The sequence below is a fragment of the Micromonospora inositola genome, from assembly GCF_900090285.1.
Taxonomy (GTDB): Bacteria; Actinomycetota; Actinomycetes; order Mycobacteriales; family Micromonosporaceae; genus Micromonospora; species Micromonospora inositola.
Genome location: NZ_LT607754.1, coordinates 1,857,801 through 1,875,139 on the forward strand (window position 1 = coordinate 1,857,801; position 17,339 = coordinate 1,875,139).

Here is a 17,339-nt window from a genome sequence, read left to right on the forward strand (position 1 = left end):
GTGATCGCTCGTGGCGATGACCGGTCACAGCGTAGTATGTCCGAGCACCCGCCGCAGGTGGCGGGACCGCGATGGGATACGGTGTTCCAGGTCAGGCCACGGGGAAGTGGCGGAATGGCAGACGCGCACGGTTCAGGTCCGTGTGTCCGAAAGGACGTGGGGGTTCAACTCCCCCCTTCCCCACCTTGACGAGGGCTCCGCAGCTTGCGGGGCCCTCGCGTCATATCGGGGCGTGCCGGACGTCACGCTATGCTCCGATGGTTCCCTGCCTCCTAACTGACCAGGAGTGGCGTGTGACTGTCGCGATGGTGACCGGCTCGGGCGGTCTGATCGGCTCCGAGGCGGTCCGGCACTTCGCCGGCCTCGGGCTCGACGTGGTCGGCATCGACAACGACATGCGGCAGGAGTTCTTCGGCGCCGAGGCGTCGACCGCCTGGAACGTCCGCCGGCTGACCGACGAGCTGGGCTCCGCGTACTCGCACCACAGCATCGACATCCGGGACCGGGACGCGCTGGCGAAGCTCTTCGCCCGCTACGGCCGGGACATCGCCGTGGTGATCCACACCGCCGCGCAGCCGTCGCACGACTGGGCCGTCCGGGACCCGTTCACCGACTTCGACGTCAACGCCGGCGGCACCCTCAACGTGCTGCAGAACGTCCGCGAGCACTGCATCGAGGCGCCGGTGATCCACTGCTCGACCAACAAGGTCTACGGCGACCGGCCGAACAGCCTGCCGCTGGTGGAGCTGGAGACCCGGTGGGAGATCGAGCCGGGGCACCCGTACGAGCAGGGCATTCGCGAGGACATGTCGATCGACGCCTGCCTGCACTCCGTCTTCGGCGCGTCCAAGGTCGCCGCCGACGTGATGGTCCAGGAGTACGGCCGCTACTTCGGCATGAAGACCGCCTGCTTCCGGGGCGGCACGCTGACCGGTCCGGCCCACTCCGCCACCGAACTGCACGGCTTCCTCGGCTACGTGATGCGCGCGAACATGGAGCGCCGGACGTACAAGATCTTCGGCTACCAGGGCAAGCAGGTCCGGGACGCCATCCACAGCTCGGACGTGGTCTCGGCGTTCGAGGCGTTCTTCCGCAACCCGCGCTCGGCGGCGGTCTACAACCTGGGCGGCGGCCGGCACTCCAACACCTCCAACCGCGAGGCGTTCGCCCTGGCCGAGCAGATCACCGGCCAGGAGATGATCACCGAGTACGTCGAGGCGAACCGGATCGGCGACCACAAGTGGTGGATCGGCTCGACCGAGGCGTTCCAGGCCGACTACCCGGACTGGAAGCAGGTCTACGACGTGCCGATGATCGTGCGCGAGATCTACGAGGCCAACGTGGACAAGTGGGTGCCGCAGGCATGACCACCGGCACCAAACGGAACGTGCTCGGCGTGCTCGTCGACGCGACCGACTACGGCGCGGCCACCGAGGCGGTCGTCACCGCGGCGCGGGAGCGCCGCCCGCTGGCGCTGACCGCGCTGGCCGTGCACGGGGTGATGACCGGCGTGCTCGACCCGGCGCACAACGCCCGGCTCAACTCGTTCGACGTGGTCACGCCGGACGGCCAGCCGGTCCGCTGGGCGCTGAACCTGCTGCACGGCGCGGGCCTCACCGACCGGGTGTACGGCCCGGAGCTCACTCTCCGGGTGCTCGCCCGCTGCGCCGACGAAGGGCTGCCGGTCTACCTGTACGGCTCCACCGAGGAGACCCTGGCGCGGCTGATCCCGGCGCTGGAGGAGAAGTTCCCGGCGTTGAAGATCGCCGGCGTCGAGCCGTCGAAGTTCCGCCAGGTGCAGCCCGGCGAGGACGCCGAGATCTCCGACCGGATCAAGGCCAGCGGTGCCCGGCTCGTCCTGGTCGGGCTGGGCTGCCCCCGGCAGGAGGTCTTCGCGTACGCCATGCGGCCGCTGCTGGACATGCCGCTGATGGCGGTCGGCGCGGCCTTCGACTACCACGCCGGCCTGCTGCGCAACCCGCCGCCGTGGATGCAACGCGCCGGGCTGGAGTGGTTCTGGCGGCTCGGCCTGGAGCCGAAGCGGCTCTGGCGGCGGTACGTCATCCTCAACCCGGCCTACCTGGCCCGCCTGGCGGCGCAGAAGACCGGCCTGTGGAAGGCCACCCCGCCGCCCCCGGCCACGGAGCGCCCGGCCACCTTCGCCGTCTGAGCCCGACGCCGACCGGCCGGGAGGACCCCGGCCGAAACGACGCCCGGCGGCCAGCCGTGCAGGGTGACCGCCGGACGCCGGTGGGAAGGTTGGCTCAGGAGACGTTCAGCGCGGTGTCGTCGACGACGAACGAGGTCTGCAGGGAAATGTCCTCCACGCCGGTGAACTTGATCTGGATGGTCTGGCCGGCGTACGCGCCCAGGTTGAACGACTTCTGCGCGTAGCCGGTGTTCCTGTTCAGGTTCGAGTAGGTGGCGAGCGTGGCCAGCACCGAGCCGCTGCTGTTGAGCACCTGCACCCGGAGCGTGTCGTACGCGGTGCTGGTGGTGGTCTCGGCGGTGTCGATGTGCAGCCAGAAGCTCAGGCTGTACGACGAGCAGCCGGCCGGCAGGCTCACCGGCTGAGCCAGCGTGTCGGTGTGCGAGGTGCCGTACCCGTCCAGCCAGGCGTTCCAGGTGCCGGAGCGGGGCGGCTGGCCGGAGGAGCCGTACTGGCCGATCACCCCGGAGGTGGCGGTCCACCCGGTGTTACCGGACTCGAAGCCCGGGTTGGCGAGTTTCTGGCCGGTGCCGGTGCAGCCACCGGCGCCGGTGACGGTCAGCGCGTAGGTCGCCGTCTTGGTGCCCGACGCCGCCGTACCGCTGATGGTCACCGCGTACGTGCCGGCCGGGGTGCTGGCCGACGTGGTGATGGTGAGGGTGGAGGAGCCGCCGGAGGTCACCGTGGCCGGGTTGAACGAGGCGGTGGCGCCGCTCGGCAGGCCGCTCGCGGAGAGGCTGACCGACTGGGCCGAACCGCTGGTGGTGGCGGTGTTGACGGTGGCCGTCACCGAACCGCCCGGCGCGGTGGAGCCGGAGGTCGGAGACACCGAGAGGGAGAAGTCGTTGGTCGGCGGCGGGTTGCTGCCGTTGTCCACGTAGAGCAGCCGGTTCGGGGTGCCGGTGCCCACGTTGGTCACCACGTTCGGGGTGGCGTTGTTGACCAGGCTGTCCCGCACCTGCTGCGGGCTCCACGACGGGTTCGCCGAGAGCACGAGCGCCGCGGCGCCGGCGACGTGCGGCGAGGCCATCGAGGTGCCGCTGATCGTGTTCGTCGCGCTGTTGCTGGTGTACCAGGCGGAGGTGATGTTGACGCCCGGCGCCAGGATGTCGACGCAGGTGCCGTAGTTGGAGAAGCTCGCGGCGGCGTCGTTGTTCTGAGTGGCGCCGACGGTGATCGCCGACGCGACCCGGGCTGGGGAGTAGTTGCAGGCGTTCTGCCGGTTGCCGAGGATGTCGCCGTTGCCGGCCGCCACCGCGTAGGTGATGCCGGAGTTGATGGAGTTGGTGACCGCCGTGTCGATCGAACTGTTGGCGGAGCCACCGAGGCTCATGTTCGCCACCGCCGGCTTGACCGCGTTCGCGGTGACCCAGTCGATGCCGGAGACCACCTGGGCGTTGGTACCGCTGCCCTGGCAGTTGAGCACCCGGACGCCGACGATCTGGGCCCCCTTGGCCACGCCGTACGAGGAGCCGCCCACGGTGCCCGCGACGTGCGTGCCGTGGCCGTTGCAGTCGTCAGCTGAGCCGCCGTCCACCGCGTCGAAGCCGGAGACGGCCCGGCCGCCGAAGTCGTTGTGCCCGAACAGCACGCCGGTGTCGATGATGTACGCGTGCACGTTGCTCGCCGTGTTCGGGTAGGTGTAAGAGCTGTCCAGCGGCAGGTTGCGCTGGTCGATCCGGTCCAGGCCCCAGGACGGCGGGTTCGGCTGGGTGCCGAAGATCGAGACGGTGTGGTTCTGCTCCACGTACGCCACGGCGGGGTCGGCGGCGATCCGTGCGGCGGCCGGCGCGCCGACCCGGATCTCGAAGCCGCGCAGCGCGGCGCGCCAGGTGCGGGCGACGCTGCCGCCGTGCCGGGCGGTCAGCCGCCGCGCGGTGTCGGCGACCCGGCTGGGGGCGACGGCACTGTCCTTCAACACGACGATGTAGCTGTCGGCCACCGCGGTGGTGCCGCCGGCGGCCCGGATCACTCCGGTCGGTTCGGCGGCCAGCGCGGGGCTGGCCGCCGCGAGCATCGTCAGGGCGGCCACGCCGACGAGTACGGACCTGTGTGGGAGACCCATCTCCCTACCTCCCTCCGACCGGCACACGATCGTCCGCCCAGCGAGTCAGGCAGATCGACGATGACCGATCAAGCTGAGATTAGGTCAACGGGAGGAAGGTGGAACATGTCGAAGTTTCCATATCACCGGTGGGATGCCCCCTACGGGCTGACGTACGGGACGGACCGGGGACGGCCCCGGATTCGGTGAACGTCGAATTCGGCAAGGCTGGCGGCATGGATGACCAGCTCGCCGTGCTGCTCCCGGTCGCCGCCGTCTGGGTGGCCGCCGCCGTGGTCGCGGACGGACTGCCCCGGCTGGACAGCGCCCGCGCACTCCGCCGGCGTACCGGATGGTTGTCCGTCCTGGTGCTGGCCGGCCTGGCGCTGACCGCCGCGCTGCTGCTCGCGGGCCTGCAGAGCGCGGGCGGGACGCCGGTCGACCGGGCCACCCCCGGACTCGCCCTCGCGGCGGCCCCGGCGCTGGTGGTCGCGGTCTGCACGGTCCGGCGGGTACGGCGGCTGCGGGCCGGCGCGGGGGCGTTCGCCCGGGCGCCGGAAACCCCGGCCCCGCACGGGCTGCGGGCCGCCGCGGCGCACCCGCTGATCGGGCTGCCGGTGCAGGTCACCGCCCTGACGACCGTCCCGGCCGTGGTCTCGGCCGCCGGCCTCGACCTCTTCGCCGGTGCCGGCGCGACCGGTGCCGCGGTCACCGTCGGCGCCCTGGGGATCGCCGCGATCGGGGTACGCCACGCGCTGCGGCACAACCGGCTCGCCGAGCAGGCGATGCCGGCGGCCGTCACCTCACCGCGAGCGGCCGGCCCCCTGCACGTATAGCAGTTCGAGGATCGCCCGGGTCGCGTCGAACCAGCGGTCCAGCCAGCCGGGCGGCGGGACGCTGCCCTTCGGGGGCAGCTCCATCAGCAGGCCGCGCAGCAGCGGGTGGTCCACCAGGGACTCGGTGGGCTCCGGCGGCCAACCGGCCGGCGGGAACGACGGCTCGGTGAGCGGATTCGGGTCCAGCGACGGCAGGGACAGTGGCGGACCGGACTGCTCCGGCGGGGCAGCGTCCCGGCCGCCGATCTCGCTGTCGGCGGAGACCACCTCGGTGAGCACGGTGTCCCGGCGGGCTCCGCGGTACTTGCCGCCGAACCGCTCCGGCTTGCCCGGGCCGTTGGTGAGGTTCTCTGAACCGATCGTCGTCATCCGTCTCGCCTGCCTCGCTCGGTTGCCGATCTGTGCGGTTCAACGAGGCGGAGCGGAAGTGGCGACGGGTGACCCGTGCAGGTCCGCGTGAGCGGGCGCGGATGGACGAACTGGCCCCGCCCGGCCACGCTGCCGGGCGGGACCACGCTTTCAGGTCCGGATCGCCGGATCAGGGCCGGGCGAACACACCGCCCCTGGCACCCGCGACGAAGGCGTGCCAGTCGTCCGGGGCGAAGACCAGGGCGGGGCCCGTCTTGTCCTTCGAGTCCCGGACACCGACCGCGCCGGTCACGTACGCGACCTCCACGCAGTTGTCACAGTTCGGCCCGCTCTTCGAGCTCTTGAACCAGGTCGCCTGCGTCAGGTCCACGGGGAACTCCTTGGTCGCCATTTCCACAGTGGCTCCTCTGCCAGTTTTGCGATGTGTGCGATCGATTCCTCCGGGCGGATGGCAGCCGCTCGAACGTGATCGAAGATGAAGCTGTACTTCTGCAGTTCGTCGCTCTTCTCCAGGAAGAGCCCACCCGTGGCGTTCTCCGCGTACACGACATCTGGATCACTCGGTTCCGGAAAGCTGAGGATCGTGAAGGTCCCGTCCATGCCGGCGTGCGCGCCCACCTCGAAGGGCAGGACCTGCAACGTCACGTTCGGCAGTTCGGCCACCTCCACCAGCCGTTTGAGCTGGCCACGCATCACCGCGTCGCCGCCCACCGGCCGGCTCAGCACCGCTTCATCGAGCACCACCCACAGATCGACCGGATCGTCCTGGGTCAACAACGACTGACGGCCCAGACGGACACGCACCCGTTGGTGGACCTGGTCGGCGGTGAAGTCGGGCCGGGCGGCCCGGATCATCGCCCCCGCGTACTCCTCGGTCTCCAGCAGGCCCGGCACCACCTGCTGCTCGTACGCCCGGATCGAGCTGGCCGCCGCCTCCAGCCCCACGTACGCCCCGACCAGCACCGTGCTGTACGGGTGCCACCAGCCCTTCTGCCGGGCCTCCCGGGCGATCTGCACCAGCTCGTCGCTCTCGGCGCCCACCACCCCGTAGATCCGGAGCATGTCCCGGACGTCGCGTGGGGTGGCGGAGGTGTGGCCGGTCTCGATGCGGGAGATCTTGGAGGCCGAGCACTCGAGCTGCTCGGCGACCGTCTCGATGGTGATGCCGGCGGACTCCCGCTGGCGGCGGAGTTCCGCCCCCAGGCGACGACGTCGGATGGTGGGGCTGCGTCGCTCGCTCACCGCGTCGCTCCGCGGGTCGTGGTGCGGGAACCCCGGCCCCTCGCGCTCACCCGGCCACCTCCGGTCGATCGCGCCCGGCTCGACCCCCGCCGGGGCGCGACCGTGGTACGGCGGGCGATCGTTCGCGGCAGGGGTGGTGCCGGTCGTCGACCGGCCGCGACGGGCGAAACCGGCGTCCAGTGTGCCGCCCGGTGCCGAGGTCATCAAGCATGCCGTCCACGTGTCCTGCTCGCGTATCGGCAAAAGTCGACGTGCAACTTGCATGAAGCACGTCGCTGATGCACTCTGTCCGTATGGCACGGGTTACTCACCGTCTCCACTTGATCTCCCGGCGTGGTGATCCCACCGGTCGCTGGTCGGTGGGGGGTGAGCCGGCCCGAACTGCCGTAACGAGACCTGCCCCGGGGTGATGACCCCGCCGCTGCACGCCCGACGACTGCGGCGGTGGGAGCGGTAACCGGGAGCAGCCGGGTGATGGTCGGGTGGCGGCGCGCCACCGCGGGTACGGCCCGACCAGCACCGAATAACTGATCAGCCGGTCCACGAGGCCACACCCCGTCACCGGGCCCGAACTGTCCCCCGATCAGCTCCCGCCGGCCCGCCCGCCGACCGACCCTTCCCAGGAGCCCATGTGCTTCCCCGCACCGGTGACGTACTGAACGTGACTCGCGCGGCGAGTGTCCAGTTCCTTCGTCCCATCATGTTCCGGGTGATCCGGGTGCTCGACTGGCCGACCTACGACGGCTGGCTGTGGCTCGACGGCTACGAGTTGAACGCGGCGGGGGACGCGGTCAACCGGCGGTCGATCTTCGTGCAGTCGGCCGGCCTGACGCAGCTCCAAGCCGAGCCGGCACCCCGTCCGCACACCGTACGCACCCGGCGGCCGGTCGCCCGGACCCCGGTTCAGGTGGCCTGACACCGCGATTGCCAGGTCGGGGGCGTGCCGCCGCCATAGAATCGGTACGCCCACCCCGGCGAAGTCTCCACCCCGCGCGTCCCGGACCCTGAACCTGGGATGGCCATGGTCAATCTGCCCGCCGCGCGGCGGCACCACCGGTCCCGTGTCGGTTACGCCTTCGGGCTCCTCGCGCTCCTTGGGGCCGCCACCGCACTCGCGGTCGCGGTCAACCACCCCGCCCTTTCCTCCACCCAGCAGCTGGCTGAGCCCGTGCCGGCTCCGGAGATCACCGTGGCCGGGGAGGGCTCCGCACCGCCCGACGAGCCGGACGAGCCCGGCTGGGCCGGCGGGGTCGGCGACGCCCCCGGCGCCCAGCCGCGCGCGACCCCCGACCGGGCCGGCGGCGGAGCCGGGGAGGGCGCGGTGGCCGAGGGGCCGGCCGGCCCGGCCGGCGTACGGACGGCGGCGGCGGCGGCGGACCTCAGCCGGTCGCTGTTCTACTCGGGGCTCCTGGGGCTCGCCATCTCGCTGGCCGGGCTCGGCCTGGTCGGCACCAGACGACGGCAGTGGTGAGGATCAGGGGGTTCCGCTGGCCGAGGGGCCGGGCGTGGGAGTGCCGGCGCCGGTCGTCGGGGCCGCGGCCTCGGCGACCACGACGGTGACCTGGTCACCTTCGGAGATCGGCTCCCCGGCGCCCGGATCGGTCTCGATCACCGTGCCGGCCGGCCGGTCCGACGTTCGGGTCACCACCCGGTAGTCCACGCCCAACCGGTCGAGGAGCGCCCGGGCGGCCGCCTCCGGCAGCCCCACCAGCGGCGGCATCGGCACCCGGGCCGGGGCCGTGGTGGTGGGCGGGGTGGTCGGCGGCTGGGTGCTCGGCGCCGCCGAGGTCGGCGCGGCCGTGGTCGCCGGGGCGGTCGTCGGCGCGGGCGAGGGGGACGGCTCGGGGCCCCGGTCCGCCGCCCGCAACGCCAGCCAGACGCCCACCCCGATCAGCGCGATCAGCAGCAGCGCGAGGATGCCCAGCAGGATCGGCATCCACCAGCGTCGGCCGGCCTGCTCCTCGGTGTACCACTCGGTGCCGGGCTCCTGGTAGCCGACCGGTCGGGGCGGCGGCACCCCGGCTCGTCCGGACCACGCCGCCGGCAGGGGCGCCGTCCGGTCGACGGGCTGCCGCAGCCTTCGCGTGGCGTCGGCGTCCTCCCCGCCGGCGGCACGGTCCGGCGGCAGCGCCCGGGTGGCGTCGGCGTCGTCCCCGGCGGGTGGTTCCTGGCGGTCGTCGCTCATCGCACGTCCTTTCCCCACCGGGGCGGGCGCCCTGGCCCTCGATCATCCAAGTTAGCGGCCCGGACCGCCATCGGCGGGGATCAGCGCGGCGAGCCGTCGGTCAGGGGGTCGGCGGCGGACCGTCGGGCGTGGTCGACGGCGGGTCGCCGCAGACGAGTGCGACCGGGTCGTTCCACCGGGCCGGGGCGCGGGCGGCCGGATCCTGCGCGGTGACGGTGCCGCGCCGACCGGTGCGGTAGCGCGGGTAGAGGCCCGCTTCGACCAGGTCGTCCGCGGCGGCGGCGCAGTCGTCGCCGACCAGGTCCGGTACGGCCACCGCCGGCGCCGGACCGGCCACCCAGAGGGTGACGGTGACGCCCCGCCGCACCGGCGTACCGGGCTCCGGCGAGGTGCGCTCGACGTTCCGGCCGGCGCCCGCGCCGAAGACCAGCCGCCAGCCGAGCTTCCGCTCGTGCAACTGCCTGCGGGCGTCCTCGAAGTCGACGCCGACCAACGCCGGCACGGTCAGCCCGCCGGCGGGGGTGGTCCGCGCGGTCGTCCGGGTCACCGGGGGCGTGGTGCGCGGTGCGTCCGTGGCCGGCGTCGCCTCGGTCGGGGCCGGCGCGGTGGTCGCCGCCGCGACCGGTCGGTCGGCCGGACCGGGGTCGCCACCGGCGATGATCCAGCCGCCGCTGGCACCGATCACGGCCAGCAGCGCCACCGCGAGGCCACCGCCGAGCAGCAGTCTGGCCCGGTCCGGCCCCGGGCCAGCGGGCCCGGGTGAGGTCTGCCGCTCGGGGTACCCGTCCGTCATCGCGTCCACCGCCTCATCACCGGCGACCGTAGCCGCCGCCACCAAACCCGCCTACGGCCGGTAACCGGCCGACCGCCACGACTCGCCGCGTCGACCCTGGGACGCTACGCTCCCCGGCATGGCCAGACTGGGCTGGGGAGGATCGGTCGCCATCGCGATCGGCGTCGCTGCCGCTGCGGGCGCGGCGCAACTGGGCTTCGGCTACGGCCTGGGCATCATCAACTGGACGCCGGCCGAGGCCGCCACGGTGGAGGCGGCGTGGGTGGCGAGCCTCGCCTGGGCCACCTGGATCTCGGCCACCTCGGTGGTCGCGGGCGCCGTCTGCGCGCAGCGGCTGCGGGCGCGGGGCGGCGAGGACGAGGAGCCGGGCGGGACGCTGGGGAAGATCACCCTGGCCGTCGCCGGGGCGGTCGGCGCGCTGATCACGGTGCTCCTGGTCGCCGTGCCGGCCCGCGCGGCGCGGGTGCCGGACACCTTCTCGCCGCAGACCGTCGCCGCGGGCTACGCCGCCGTCGGACTGCTGGTCGGCGTGGTGGTGGCGACCTGGGCGCTGCATTCGCGGGCGGCCGCGACCAACCTGATCGCCACGACCGGGTGGCTCTGGCTGCTCGCCGTGGTCTCGGTGGTCGACAGCGTGCTCGCCGGGCGGGGCCTGACCAGCGCGCAGCTCGGCATCTGGCAGATCAGCGCGGACAGCGAGCGGTTCTGGATCCGGGACTACTTCTACTGGCCGGGGGCGCTCCTGGCGATGGGCTCCGCGCTGGTGATCGGCGTGCTGGCCGCTCGGCGTACCGCCCGGCTGCCGGAGCGGCGGGTCGGGGCGGCGGCGTCCGGCGCGGCCGGACCGCTGCTCGTGGCGGTGGCGTACCTGCTGGCCGTGCCGAGGCTCGCCGCGATCGCCGCCGAGCAGGTCTCGGCCCACCTGATCGCCCCGTACGCGGTGCTTGCCGGGGTGGGCGGCTCGGTCCTGGTGGCCGCGCTGGCCCAGCGGGCGGAGCGCCGCAACGCCGCGCGGGCCGGGGTGATCCTGCCCCGGCAGCGCACCGCCGAGCACGACGACCTCTCGACCGGCACCGGCCGGGGAACCCTCGACCTTCCGCCCGCCGGCGACGCACCGGAGAACGCCGACGCGGCGACGGGGACCGGTGAGCCGGCCGCCGGCGGCCGGACGGGCCGATCGAGCCGGCGGCCCGCCGCCGGAGCGACGCGTGGCGCCGGGGCGGCCGGCGCGACGGGAACCGCGGCGGGGCTGACGGTCGCGGAACCAGCCACCTCGCCCGGTCCGGCCACGGGTGCCGCCTCGAACCGCCCGGCCACCCGTCGCGGCCGCGCACAACCGCCCGAGCGGGGCGCGGCGGCGACCGGCCCGGCGGCGTCCGGCCCGGACACCGGGACGGCGTCCGACCGGAACGTCCCGCCCGCGGGCGACGCGGGGTCGGCGGAGGTCCCCGCCGCACCCGACACGGCATCGGCGGACGTCCCGGCGAAGGGCGAGGCGGGCGGACCCGACCAGCCGGGGAGCGGCCCGACGACCGCGCCGACGACCGGCCCGAAGACCCGACCCGGCCGCCGCGGCCGCTGATCCCGCCGCGCGCGTCCGTCCCGGCCCGGAGGCCGGCGAACAGCTGCCCGTCCGGTCGAGCTGAGACGGTCCGCCGGCGGGACGGCCTCGCCGCGCACCGACGTCGCGACCGGTGGCTCGGTGAGCCCGGGCCGGCGCGGTCGGTCGTACCGCCGGGGAAGCCGGCGTGGCGCGGACCCGGCGGCTCAGTCGACCGGCCAGGTGTGCACGGGCTCGTTGCCGCGCTGCAGCTCGGCGTAGCGCTGGAGCATGTGGTGCAGCGCGGCGTCCCGGTCCATGCCCCGGTGCCGCTCGGCCGCCCAGACGGTCTCGGTCTGCCAGACCGCCCCGTTGCGGCCGGTACGGCAGCGCTGCTCGATGACGCCGAGCAGCCGGTCCCGCTCGGCCGGGGCGACGCCGAACCGGTCCAGCCCGTCGGCGGCCTTCGGCAGCAGGACGTCGAGCACCAGTTTGGTCACCGGAACCTCGCCCAGCCGGGGCCAGTGCAGCACGGCGTCCATGCCGCGGCGGGCGGCGGCGTGGAAGTTCTCCTCGGCGGAGCTGAAGGTGAGCTGGCTCCAGATCGGCCGGTCCGACTCGGCCAGCCCCCGGGCCAGCCCGAAGTAGAAGGCGGCGTTGGCCAGCATGTCCACCACGGTCGGGCCGGCCGGCAGCACCCGGTTCTCCACCCGCAGGTGCGGGCGGCCGTTCATGATGTCGTAGACCGGCCGGTTCCAGCGGTAGACGGTCCCGTTGTGCAGCCGCAACTCGCTCAGCTCGGGCACCCCGCCGGCGTGCAGCACCTCGACCGGGTCCTCGTCCGCGCAGATCGGCAGCAGCGGCGGGAAGTACCGGACGTTCTCCTCGAAGAGGTCGAAGATCGAGGTGATCCACCGCTCGCCGAACCACACCCGGGGGCGTACGCCCTGCGCCTTGAGCTCGTCCGGGCGGGTGTCGGTGGCCTGCTCGAAGAGGGCGATCCGGGTCTCCGCCCAGAGCTGTCGGCCGTAGAGGAACGGCGAGTTGGCGCCGATCGCGACCTGGACCCCGGCGATGGCCTGGGAGGCGTTCCAGTAGTCGGCGAAGCTGTCCGGCGCGACCTGGAGGTGGAACTGGAGGCTGGTGCAGGCGGCCTCGGGGGCGATCGAGTCGGTGTGCGTCTGCAGCCGCTCGACCCCCCTGATGTCCAGCTCGATGTCCTCGCCCCGGGCGCCGACGATCTGGTCGTTGAGCACCCGGTAGCGCTCGTTGGTGGAGAGGTTGTCGGCGACCAGGTGGCGCTCGGTGAGGGTGGGCAGGATGCCCACCAGCACGATCCTGGCGTCCGACTTCGCCGCGCGTTCGTCGGCGCGGCTGAGGCTGCTGCGCAGGTCCTGCTCGTAGTCGGCGAGGCCGCCGCCCTCGATGAGCCGGGGTGGGGCGTTCAGCTCGAGGTTGAACTGCCCCAGCTCGGTCTGGAAGAGCGGGTCGGCGATGTCGGCGAGGATCTGGTCGTTGCGCATGGCCGGCTCGGCGGTCGGGTCGACCAGGTTGAGCTCGATCTCCAGCCCGGTCATCGGGCGGTCGGCGTCGAACCCGAAGTCGTCCAGCATCAGCGCGAAGACATCCAGGCACCGCCGGACCTTCTGCCGGTAGCGGACCCGGTCCTCCCGGGAGAAGGCGCCCTGCTCGACGTCCCTGCCCATGTGTCCTCCCGGCGCGAGGCGCAACGGAACCGTACCGCTCCGGAACGCATTGTGAACCATTCACGTTAGGAGCGCCCGCATGGCCGAGACCAGGGGGACCCTCCCGCGATGCGCTCCCGGCGGCATCTCTACCCAGCCGGTGCCCGGAACACCGAGGGCGAGGCCGAATGAGTCGTGACAATTCACACCCGGACCGGCGCGCGCGAACGGGCCCGCGCCGTCGAAGTGACAGCGCGGGCCCGTCGGATCGTACGGGTTGATCAGGCCTGGCGGACGGCCTCGCCCTCGATCTCGATCTTGATCTTCTTGCCGACCAGGACGCCGCCGGTCTCCAGGGCGACGTTCCAGGTCAGGCCGAAGGCCTCGCGGTCGATCTCGGTGCTGGCGGAGAAGCCGAAGATGTCCTGACCGAACGGGCTGCGGCCGACCCCCTCGAACTCGACCTCCAGCTCCACCGGACGGGTGACGTCCTTGATGGTCAGCTCGCCGGCGAGGATGAACTCGTTCCCGTTCCGGGACTTCACACCGGTGCTGCGGAACTCCAGCGTCGGGAACTTCTCCACGTCCAGGAAGTCCCCGCTGCGCAGGTGCGCGTCACGGTCGGCCATTGCGGTGTGGATGCTGGCCGCCTGGATGGTGGCGGTGACGGCGGACTCCATCGGGTCCTCCGCGACGGTGATCGTGGCGGCCGCCTCGGCGAACTCACCGCGCACCTTGCTGACCATCATGTGCCGGGCGACGAACCCGACCCGCTTGTGAGCCGCGTCCAGCAGGTAGGTGCCGGCGGCCGGGATGGTGAGCCCTGCCCAGTCGCGGGTAACCGCTTCGGTGCTGCTGGTCATGGGTGCTGTCCTCCAGGAGAGATGATTGAGTAGCCCAACGACTGACTAAGCAACTATAAGCACAGCAATATTCCGTGTGTCAAGTACTGCTAGGATGGGTGCGTGGACCAGAACGTGTTCGACGACCCCCGGATCACCGCCGTGGGCCTCCTCCACGAGGCGCACGCCGGCCTGTCGGCGCGGTTCGCCGCCCAGTTGGAGAAATACGGCCTCTCCCCGGTCGAGTTCGAGGTACTGACCCGGCTCGCCCGCTCACCCGGCAACCAGTTGCGGATGACCGACCTCGCCGCGCAGACCTCCCTCTCCACCAGTGGGGTGACCCGGGTGGTCGACCGGATGGAGCGGGACGGCCTGATCTGCCGCCGGGCCTGCCCCTCCGACCGACGCAGCTCGTACGCGGTGGTCACCGCCGCCGGCCTGGCCCGGCTGGACGAGATCCTCCCCGGGCACCTGCGGCTCATCGAGGAGTGGTTCACCGGACAGCTCGAACCGGCCGCGCTGGCGGCTCTCCTGGACGGGCTGCGCCGGGTCCGCGACGCGGTCCACCCGGGCGCGACCGCCGGCAGCACCGACCCCGCGCCGACCAAGACACCGGCGCAGACCGGCTCCTGACCGGAATCCGCCGTCCCCGCCCACCGGCAGAAAGACCGGCAGAAGCGACCTATTCCAGGTCTACACCCGTCTAAAACCCACCAAATAGCCCACCGGTGGCGGATAGGCTTCCGTCAGCGGGGGCGCACCGGGGGGTGCCGGCGCGAGCGATGAGCGAGGGGCAACACCAGGGGGCTTTTTCGCTCGCGCCACCCCCGCGCCCCCTCCCCCCGGACACCGTCCCGGGTCGAGGTTCCCGCACCGACCAACGGCATGATCAGCCCGGCGCACCCCGCCGGGCGTCGGCCGCGCGACGCGCCACCAACGCGTACAGCAGGGACTCCTCCTGCGGCAGCAGACTGATCCCGCCCGCCCGGCGGACCTCGTCCAGCCGAGCCAGCACCGTCACGTCGGCCGTGCTCGCCGCGAGCCCGACCAGCGCCTCCACCACGTCCCGCCGGTCCTGGCCGTCGGCGCCCGCCTCGGCCGCAGCGGCGAACCACTCGGCCGCCAACTCCCGGTCACCCTGGTACAGGGCGAGGTTGCCCTCGATCAGCGCGCACACCGCGTCCTCCGGTCGCCCGGCAGCGGCAACCCCCGCGCCCCGCGGCGGGCGGCGCTGCCCGGGCACCGGGGAATCGGCCGTTCCCGACCGCAGCTCGGCCACCACCTCCAGCGCCTCGGCGGCCCGGCCATCCTGAGCCAGCGCCAGCCCCACCGTGCCGAGGACCCGGCGGCGGTGCCCCGGGTCGCCCAGCTCGGCCAGCACCGTCGCCACCCGCCCGCCCTGCTCCACCGCGTCGGCGTACCGGCCCTCCAGGCGGTTCACCTCGGCCAGGTTCGCGCGGGCGAGCACCCGCAGCCGCCGCTCCCCGCACTGGGCGGCCAGCCGGTCCACCGCGGCCAGTCGACGTCGCGCCCCGGCCAGGTCGCCCACCCGGATGTCGTGCCAGGTCAGGTTGTTCTGGGCGACCGCCATGTCCCGCACCCGGCCGTGCCGGGTGGCCAGCTCCAGCGCCGCCTCGGCGTGCTCCCTCGCCTCGTTGTGGCCACCGGTGGCGTGCAGCAGCGCGCAGAGCACCGACCGCGCGGAGAGTTCTCCGGACACCTCGTCGGCGTCCCGGAAGACGTCCAACGCGGCACGCGCCGCCGGCAGCTCGTCCGCCCCCGCGCCGTGCTCGGCGGCCAGCTGGGCCACCCCGAGCAGCGCCCAGGCCCGCAGCACCGGATCGGCGTCGGCGGTACGCGGATCGGCCAGCAACCGGTGCAGCCACCGGCGCCCGGAGACGTCCCGCCCCCGGAACCGCCACCACCGCGGCAGCGCGGCCGCCAGCCGCAGCGCGGTGACCGGATCGTCGACGGCGGCGTGCGCCAGGGCGGCGGTGATGTCGCTGGTCGCCTCGTCGAGCAGGTGCACGGCGACGGCCAGCTCCGCCCCCACCAGGTCCGGCGCGGTCCGGACCACCAGCCCGGTGACCACCCGGGCGTGCCGCCGCCGTACGCGGGTCAGCTCCCCCTCGCGGCCGGCCTGCTCGGTGGCGAAGTCGCGTACCGCGTCGAGGAGGCGGAACCGGAACGGAGCCGTACCCCGGACACTGAGCAGCCCGAGTTCGAGCAGCCGGTCCAGCAGCGGGACCGCGTCCGCCCGGTCGCCGCCGTCGGCCAGCAGCTCCTCGGCCAGCTCCACCGACCAGCGGTTGGCGAACACGGAGAGCCGGCGCAGCGCCGCCCGCTCCCCGGGCGCCAACAGGCGGTAACTGGTCGCCACCGCGTCGCGGAGGGTCACCGCGCCCTCCGCCGGGTCCCGGCCCGGCCGACCCTCGGATGTCGCCAGGTCGAGGACGCGGTCGCCGTACCGGTCGAGCAGCTCCGTGACGTCGAGGATCCGGCCGCGGGCGGCCATCAACTCGATCGCCAGCGGCAGCCCGCCCAGCCGACGGACCAACGCGGCGACCGCGGGCAGCTCGGCGAGGGTGGGCGGCTCGCGGCGCACCTGGGCGAGGCGGGCGGTGAAGAGCGCCGCCGCCGGCCACCGGTCCAGCTCCGCCCGGCCCGCCGGCACCGTCCCCGCCGGCGGTACGTCCAGCGGCGCCACCGGCCGGACCAGTTCACCGCGCAGGCCGACCGGATGCCGACCGGTCACCAGCACCCGCAGGGTCGGCGCCGCGGCGAGCAGCCGGCGCAGCGCCTCGGCCACCGGGTCGGGCGCCCGTTCCACCGCGTCCACCAACAGCAGCGCCGGTCGTCCGCCGAACCGGCCGGCCAGGTCGCGCAGCCGGTTCACGCCGAACACCGCGGCCGAGGCGGCGAGCACGTCCACCGCGTCGGAGCCCTCGCCGACCAGCACCCCGGCGACACCGGCGGGGTGGTCGGCGGCGACGGCGTGGGCCGCCGCCAGGGCCAGCGCGGTCTTGCCGACGCCGGCCAGCCCGATCAGGCTCACCACCGGATGGTCGGCGGTCAGCAGGGCGGCGACCTCGGCGACGTCGCGATCCCGGCCGATCAGCGGGACCGGCTGCGGGAGCGCGATCGGCGTACCGGAGGGGTCGGCGCCCGGGCCGGTGACCGGGAGGTGGCGTCCGGCCGGGCGCGACCCGGCGGCGGGCGACGGCCGGGCCGCCGCGAGGAAGGTCGTCCGGGCGGCGTGGGTAAGGCCGAGGGCGTCGGCGAGCAGCTCGACCGTGGTGCGCTGGGGGCGCACGGACCGGCCCCGCTCCAGATCGCGGACGGTCCGCACCCCGACGCCCGCCCGCGCCGCCAGCTCCGCCTGGGTGAGGCCGGCGGCGAGCCGGTGCCCGCGGAGCAGATCGGACAGCAGGGTACGACCGGCCGGGCTCCGCGAACGATCATGATCCGGCGTCATGGGCACGAAGAGTACGGATCGGGTGCGACGGCCGGCAGGTCATCGTCGGCCAGCCGACGTTCCGTCGCGGATATCCGACAGCAGCGCGACCCGCCCGGACCTCGACCGGCCCGGACGGG

Annotated in this window: 16 protein-coding genes and 1 tRNA gene; 8 read left to right on the forward strand and 9 right to left on the reverse strand. The window is 73.7% G+C overall.

Annotated features, from left to right (window positions below; translation table 11 throughout):
- The first annotated feature begins 100 nt into the window (after nucleotides 1–100).
- The 3 genes from GA0070613_RS08875 (at nucleotide 101) to GA0070613_RS08885 (ending at nucleotide 2,170) form a co-directional block, all read left to right on the forward strand.
- Nucleotides 101–183, forward strand: a tRNA-Leu gene (locus GA0070613_RS08875).
- 110 nt (nucleotides 184–293) lie between these two features.
- Nucleotides 294–1,367, forward strand: a complete 1,074-nt coding sequence (locus tag GA0070613_RS08880; protein WP_089011862.1) for an NAD-dependent epimerase/dehydratase family protein — start codon at nucleotides 294–296, stop codon at nucleotides 1,365–1,367.
- Nucleotides 1,364–2,170: a WecB/TagA/CpsF family glycosyltransferase gene (locus GA0070613_RS08885; protein ID WP_089015833.1), complete on the forward strand. Its 807-nt coding sequence runs from the start codon at nucleotides 1,364–1,366 to the stop codon at nucleotides 2,168–2,170. The genes GA0070613_RS08880 and GA0070613_RS08885 overlap by 4 nt, the downstream gene beginning before the upstream one ends.
- Before the next feature lie 94 nt (nucleotides 2,171–2,264).
- Here GA0070613_RS08885 and GA0070613_RS08890 read toward each other — a convergent pair whose 3' ends face one another.
- A complete protein-coding gene (locus GA0070613_RS08890) occupies nucleotides 2,265–4,274 on the reverse strand; it encodes a S8 family peptidase (RefSeq protein ID WP_089011863.1) in 2,010 nt (669 codons plus the stop codon).
- Between the two features lie 215 nt (nucleotides 4,275–4,489).
- Between GA0070613_RS08890 and GA0070613_RS08895 the strand changes: the two genes are divergently transcribed.
- Nucleotides 4,490–5,089 carry a hypothetical protein gene (locus GA0070613_RS08895; protein ID WP_089015834.1) on the forward strand — a complete coding sequence of 200 codons (600 nt, stop codon included), beginning with the start codon at nucleotides 4,490–4,492 and terminating at the stop codon, nucleotides 5,087–5,089.
- Here the strand turns inward: GA0070613_RS08895 and GA0070613_RS08900 are convergent.
- The 3 genes from GA0070613_RS08900 to GA0070613_RS08910 form a co-directional block, all read right to left on the reverse strand.
- A complete protein-coding gene (locus GA0070613_RS08900) occupies nucleotides 5,057–5,458 on the reverse strand; it encodes a hypothetical protein (protein WP_089011864.1) in 402 nt (133 codons plus the stop codon). The two genes, GA0070613_RS08895 and GA0070613_RS08900, sit on opposite strands and share 33 nt — an antisense overlap.
- Before the next feature lie 169 nt (nucleotides 5,459–5,627).
- A complete protein-coding gene (locus GA0070613_RS08905; protein WP_089011865.1) occupies nucleotides 5,628–5,849 on the reverse strand; it encodes a DUF397 domain-containing protein in 222 nt (73 codons plus the stop codon).
- Entirely contained in the window at nucleotides 5,819–6,700 is an 882-nt protein-coding gene (locus GA0070613_RS08910; protein WP_089015835.1) for a helix-turn-helix domain-containing protein, read from the reverse strand. The genes GA0070613_RS08905 and GA0070613_RS08910 overlap by 31 nt, the downstream gene beginning before the upstream one ends.
- 631 nt (nucleotides 6,701–7,331) lie before the next feature.
- On the opposite strand from GA0070613_RS08910, the gene GA0070613_RS08915 reads away from it, so the two are divergent.
- Together GA0070613_RS08915 and GA0070613_RS08920 are read left to right on the forward strand one after the other, a co-directional pair.
- The gene (locus GA0070613_RS08915; protein ID WP_089011866.1) at nucleotides 7,332–7,616 is read left to right on the forward strand and encodes a hypothetical protein; all 285 of its coding nucleotides are present in this window, start codon (nucleotides 7,332–7,334) and stop codon (nucleotides 7,614–7,616) included.
- A 99-nt stretch (nucleotides 7,617–7,715) separates the two neighbouring features.
- A complete protein-coding gene (locus GA0070613_RS08920) occupies nucleotides 7,716–8,171 on the forward strand; it encodes a hypothetical protein (RefSeq protein WP_089011867.1) in 456 nt (151 codons plus the stop codon).
- A 3-nt stretch (nucleotides 8,172–8,174) separates the two neighbouring features.
- Here GA0070613_RS08920 and GA0070613_RS08925 read toward each other — a convergent pair whose 3' ends face one another.
- Both GA0070613_RS08925 and GA0070613_RS08930 read right to left on the reverse strand, forming a co-directional pair.
- On the reverse strand, nucleotides 8,175–8,885 hold the full coding sequence (locus GA0070613_RS08925; protein WP_089011868.1) for a PASTA domain-containing protein: 711 nt from the start codon (nucleotides 8,883–8,885) through the stop codon (nucleotides 8,175–8,177).
- 100 nt (nucleotides 8,886–8,985) lie between these two features.
- A complete protein-coding gene (locus tag GA0070613_RS08930) occupies nucleotides 8,986–9,678 on the reverse strand; it encodes a PASTA domain-containing protein (protein WP_089015836.1) in 693 nt (230 codons plus the stop codon).
- 118 nt (nucleotides 9,679–9,796) lie between these two features.
- Here GA0070613_RS08930 and GA0070613_RS34355 point away from each other — a divergent pair, with 118 nt between their 5' ends.
- Entirely contained in the window at nucleotides 9,797–11,260 is a 1,464-nt protein-coding gene (locus GA0070613_RS34355; protein WP_231929721.1) for a hypothetical protein, read from the forward strand.
- A 185-nt stretch (nucleotides 11,261–11,445) separates the two neighbouring features.
- Here GA0070613_RS34355 and GA0070613_RS08940 read toward each other — a convergent pair whose 3' ends face one another.
- A complete protein-coding gene (locus GA0070613_RS08940; RefSeq protein ID WP_089011869.1) occupies nucleotides 11,446–12,924 on the reverse strand; it encodes a glutamate--cysteine ligase family protein in 1,479 nt (492 codons plus the stop codon).
- Between the two features lie 260 nt (nucleotides 12,925–13,184).
- A complete protein-coding gene (locus tag GA0070613_RS08945; protein WP_089011870.1) occupies nucleotides 13,185–13,766 on the reverse strand; it encodes a YceI family protein in 582 nt (193 codons plus the stop codon).
- 102 nt (nucleotides 13,767–13,868) lie between these two features.
- Here GA0070613_RS08945 and GA0070613_RS08950 point away from each other — a divergent pair, with 102 nt between their 5' ends.
- Complete coding sequence (locus GA0070613_RS08950) at nucleotides 13,869–14,378, forward strand: MarR family winged helix-turn-helix transcriptional regulator (protein WP_089011871.1); 510 nt, start codon at nucleotides 13,869–13,871, stop codon at nucleotides 14,376–14,378.
- 256 nt (nucleotides 14,379–14,634) lie between these two features.
- Here the strand turns inward: GA0070613_RS08950 and GA0070613_RS08955 are convergent, their stop codons facing one another.
- Nucleotides 14,635–17,220 (reverse strand): ATP-binding protein, encoded by a 2,586-nt coding sequence (locus tag GA0070613_RS08955; RefSeq protein WP_089011872.1) that lies wholly within the window; start codon nucleotides 17,218–17,220, stop codon nucleotides 14,635–14,637.
- Between the last annotated feature and the right edge of the window lie 119 nt (nucleotides 17,221–17,339).